General features: G+C 72.1%; 7 protein-coding genes. 3 read left to right on the top strand and 4 right to left on the bottom strand.

From position 1 onward, the window contains the following. The coding region (locus AB0J52_RS30535) for a D-alanyl-D-alanine carboxypeptidase family protein (RefSeq protein ID WP_500186127.1) at window positions 1–336 on the top strand (336 nt) is incomplete at its 5' end. A 69-nt stretch (window positions 337–405) separates the two neighbouring features. Further along, window positions 406–1,116, top strand: a complete 711-nt coding sequence (locus tag AB0J52_RS30530; RefSeq protein WP_500186126.1) for a Clp protease N-terminal domain-containing protein — start codon at window positions 406–408, stop codon at window positions 1,114–1,116. Here AB0J52_RS30530 and AB0J52_RS30525 read toward each other — a convergent pair whose 3' ends face one another. From AB0J52_RS30525 to ribA, 4 genes are all read right to left on the bottom strand, one after another. Then, window positions 1,117–1,560: a PH domain-containing protein gene (locus AB0J52_RS30525; protein WP_500186124.1), complete on the bottom strand. Its 444-nt coding sequence runs from the start codon at window positions 1,558–1,560 to the stop codon at window positions 1,117–1,119. Further along, window positions 1,553–2,428, bottom strand: a complete 876-nt coding sequence (hisG, locus tag AB0J52_RS30520) for an ATP phosphoribosyltransferase (RefSeq protein ID WP_500186122.1) — start codon at window positions 2,426–2,428, stop codon at window positions 1,553–1,555. The genes AB0J52_RS30525 and hisG overlap by 8 nt, the downstream gene beginning before the upstream one ends. Window positions 2,429–2,684: 256 nt before the next feature. Beyond that, window positions 2,685–3,176 (bottom strand): 6,7-dimethyl-8-ribityllumazine synthase, encoded by a 492-nt coding sequence (ribH, locus tag AB0J52_RS30515; RefSeq protein ID WP_500186120.1) that lies wholly within the window; start codon window positions 3,174–3,176, stop codon window positions 2,685–2,687. Continuing rightward, on the bottom strand, window positions 3,173–3,916 hold the full coding sequence (gene ribA, locus AB0J52_RS30510; RefSeq protein ID WP_500186128.1) for a GTP cyclohydrolase II: 744 nt from the start codon (window positions 3,914–3,916) through the stop codon (window positions 3,173–3,175). Before ribA ends, ribH begins: the two co-directional genes overlap by 4 nt. Between ribA and AB0J52_RS30505 the strand changes: the two genes are divergently transcribed. Further along, window positions 3,827–4,041 (top strand): acyl-CoA dehydrogenase family protein (locus tag AB0J52_RS30505; RefSeq protein ID WP_500186118.1); only part of this gene is annotated, 215 nt, incomplete at its 3' end. The two genes, ribA and AB0J52_RS30505, sit on opposite strands and share 90 nt — an antisense overlap.

The following is a 4,041-nucleotide window of genomic DNA, read 5'->3' as shown; positions in this document are numbered from 1 at the left end:
GCCGACCCGACGCTGCGCCGGGTCGTCGGCACCCGCGCCTACCGTCTCCCCCGGACGAGGACCCACGCCGCCTACGCCTGGACGAACACCAACCGCCTGCTCGGCACGTACCGGGGCGCGAAGGGCGTCAAAACCGGCTTCACCAACGCGGCGGGCTACTGCCTGCTCTTCACCGCACGCCGCGGCAAGCGGACGGTCTACGGCGTCGTCCTGGGCGAGCCCGCGTCCACGACCCGCTTCTCGGACGCCACCCGGCTCCTCGACTGGGCCTTCGGCCACCGGCCGACCGACCCCAGCGACCTCCGCCTCCGCTTCTCCGCCCCTGACCAGGACTGATCCGGACACGCTCCGCCGAATCGTCAACCCGCGGTTGACGATCGGGGATCGTCAACCTATGGTTGACGCATGAGCGAACTACCGGTGCGACTCGGTGACCTCATCGAGTACGTGAACGAGCAGAGCCCCGAGGGCGGGCCGCTGGAGCGGCTGTCGGAGGCGGTCGAGGTGTCGGAGCGGGTCGGGGAGGCGGCCGACCACCTGGTCGGCCACTTCGTGGACCAGGCCCGCAGGTCCGGGGCGTCCTGGACGGAGATCGGGCGCAGCATGGGCGTCACGAAGCAGGCGGCGCAGAAGCGGTTCGTCCCCAAGCCGGGCGGCGGGACGGTGGAGGCGACCGGACCGTTCGCGCGCTTCACCAAGCGGGCGGTCAACACGGTGTTCGCCTCGCAGGAGGCGGCGCGCGAGGCCGGGAACGCCGAGATCCGGCTGGCGCACCTGGTGCTGGGGCTGCTGTCCGAGCCCGAGGGCCTCGCGGTCAAGGCGATCGAGGCGCAGGGCGTCACGGTCGAGGCGGTGCGGGACGCCGCCGTCCGGGGCCTGCCCCCGCGGGCCGAGACGGAGATCCCCGAGAACATCCCCTACGCCGCCGACGCGGCGAAGGTGCTGGAGCGGAGCGTCCGGGAGGCGCTGCGGCTCGGGCACAACTACATCGGCACCGAGCACCTGCTGCTCGCCTACTTCGACGAGGGCAGCCCGCTGCTCGACGTAGACCTCGACAAGGACGAGGCGGAGGGCTGGATCAACTCGGTCCTCAAGCAGTTCGCGAAGGAGGACTAGCTAGCGGTCCCGGGCCTCGCCGCGGACGTGGACGAGGGCCTGGAGCTCGGTGAGCTGGCGGGCGGCCAGGTGCTTCTCGGCGCCGTTGATGCCCATGGCGCCGATCGACGTGCCGTCCGCCAGGTCGAGCGTGGGCCAGGGCTCGCCGACGGTCATGTTCACGTCCACGATCTCGGCCCAGTCGAGGCGGCGGGTGCGGAAGGCGTTGACCACCGTCACCCCCGCCTCGTCGGCGGCGACCCGGCAGCGCGCGAGCATGTGCAGCAGCCACGCCATGAGCAGCCCGAACAGGACCATCATGGTGCGGTCGAACGCCTTGAACTGGGGCGCGACGATGACGGCGAGCACGGCCATGCCGAGCACGCTCACGCCCGCCGTCACGTACGCGACCAGCCGGGTGGTGCGGGGGCGCCACACCACCGGCAGCGTCGGGGTCTCAGTCAACGATCTTGCTGATCGGGATCTCGAGGATGTCGTGCGCGCCCGCCGCCTTCAGCGCGGGGATCAGGGTGTTCACCCCGCGCTTGGGGACCACGGACTCGACCGCGCTCGCCTCGCCGCCGGCGAGGGAGGTGACGGTCGGCGACGACATCGCGGGCATGATGTCCAGCACGCCGGGCAGGTCGCCCTGCGCGACGTTCAGCTTGAGCAGCACGTTGCCGCGGGCCCGGATCGCGCCCTGCAGCAGCAGCGCGACGTCCTCCATGGCGGCGCGCTTGTCGGCGTCCTCGTAGGCCTCGCGGTTCGCGACCAGCTCGGTGTAGCTGGTCAGCAGGGTGTCGAGGATGCGCAGGCCGTTCTTGCGCAGCGACGAGCCGGTCTCGGTGAGGTCGACGATGGCGTCCACGATGTCGGGCACCTTCGCCTCGGTCGCGCCGTAGGACGGCACGACCTTCGCCTTCACCCCGTGCCGGTCGAGGAACCGGCGGGTCATCTCCGGGAACTCGGTGGAGATCCGGACGCCCTCCGGCAGGTCCGACACCGACTGCCAGGGGGCGTCGTTCGGCACCGCCATGATCACCCGGACCGGGTTGGAGGTGGCCTTGGAGTACTTCAGCTCGCCGAGGCTGACCACGTCCGAGTCGGTCTCGGTGATCCAGTCGCGGCCGGTGATGCCGAGGTCGAAGAGCCCCTGCTCCAGGTAGGTGGGGATCTCCTGCGGGCGCAGCACGCGCACCCGGTCGATCCGGGGGTCCTCGATGGAGGCGCGGTAGTCGCGGTCGGACGAGCGCCGGACGGTCAGGTCGGCGGCGTCGAACAGCTCCAGGGTCGCCTTCTCCAGCGACCCCTTCGGGAGAACGAGAGACAGCACAGCATTCCCTTTCGGGGAGAGGTGATGGGTGGGACGGATCCGGGACGGGCTCAGGAGCCCAGATGCTCCGCACTATGCCCGGCGTGACCGTGATGCCGCGTACCTCGCAGGGTCAGAACCGTGCCGGATGCGGTCACCGTCGCCTCCCGTCCCTTCGATGCCATCACTTGCTGTAACAACAGCCGACCCTACCATGCCGTGACCGCGGCACTGCGTTGGGTGGCCGCCTCCCCGGCCTCCGGGAAGGCGGCCCCCGCTACCCGGCGTGGGCGCTTCGGCGGGCGAGGTCGCGGAGGGTGAGCGCGGTGTCCAGGGCCGCGACGACCGACTCCCACCCCTTGTCCTCGGAGCTGCCCGGGAACCCGCTCCGCGCCAGGGCCTGCTCGACGTTGTCGACGGTGAGGACGCCGTTGCCCACCGGGGTCGACTCGTCCAGGGCGACCCTGGTCACGCCGGCGGTCACCGAGTCGCAGACGTAGTCGAAGTGGGCGGTCTCCCCGCGGACGACCGCGCCGAGGACGGCCACCGCGTCCAGGTCCCGGGCCAGCCGCTGCGCGACGACCGGGATCTCCAGGGCGCCCGCCACCCGGACGACCACCGGGTCGGTCACGCCGCACGCCTTCGCCGCGTCCCGCGCCCGCGCCAGGAGCTGGTCGGTGATCTCGGCGTTCCACCGGGTGCAGACGATGCCGAGGGTCAGCCCGGACGCGTCGACGGCGGTGTCCTCGGGACGCCCGCGGCCGCTCATACGAGGTCTCCGATCCGGTGGCCGAGGCGGTCGCGCTTGGCGGCGAGGTAGCGGCGGTTGTGCTCGGTGACCGCGACCGGCATGGCCTCGCGCCCCCGCACGTCCAGTCCGAAGCCGGACAGGCCGTCGAGCTTGGCCGGGTTGTTGGTGAGGACTCGGATCGACCGCACCCCGAGGTCGCGGAGCATGTGGGCCGCGTTGGAGTACTCGCGGGCGTCCACCGGGAGGCCGAGCTCCATGTTGGCGTCCACGGTGTCCGAGCCGTCGTCCTGCAGCGAGTACGCCTGGAGCTTGGCGAGCAGGCCGATGCCCCGCCCCTCGTGCCCGCGCAGGTAGAGGACGACCCCGCGGCCCTCGGCGGCGATCCGCTCCATGGCGGCGTCCAGCTGGGCGCCGCAGTCGCAGCGCTCGGAGTGCAGGACGTCGCCGGTGAGGCACTCGGAGTGGGCGCGGACGAGCACGTCCTCGCCGTCGCCGATCTCGCCGAGGACGAGCGCGACGTGCTCGCCGCCGTCCACGGCGCTGGAGAAGCCGATGGCCCGCCAGGCGCCGAACCGGTTCGGCAGGCGGGTCTCGACCTCCCGGGTGACCATGGGCTCGGTGCGCCGCCGGTACTCGACGAGCTGCTCGATGGAGATCAGCTTGAGGCCGTGCTCCTTGGCGAACACCTGCAGCTCGGGCAGCCGGGCCATGGTGCCGTCGTCGTTGACGACCTCGGCGAGGACGCCCGCGGGCGGCAGCTCGGCCAGGCGCGCCAGGTCCACGGCGGCCTCGGTGCGCGCGGCTGGCTCGGGCTCACGCTGCCGGCCGAGTACGGCGGGCACGGGCGGTCGGCGCTGGAGCGGTTCGTGGTGATCGAGGAGCT

Source organism: Spirillospora sp. NPDC049652 (assembly GCF_040675125.1).
GTDB lineage: Bacteria > Actinomycetota > Actinomycetes > Streptosporangiales > Streptosporangiaceae > Spirillospora.
The sequence above is the reverse complement of the archived record's forward strand: the minus strand, read 5'-3'. Positions and strand labels throughout refer to the sequence as shown.

Coding starts and splice junctions, on each gene's coding strand:
- AB0J52_RS30530 (WP_500186126.1), top strand. CDS start 406: ATGAGCGAACTACCGGTGCGACTCGGTGACCTCATCGAGTACGTGAAC.
- ribH (WP_500186120.1), bottom strand. CDS start 3,176: ATGAGCGGCCGCGGGCGTCCCGAGGACACCGCCGTCGACGCGTCCGGG.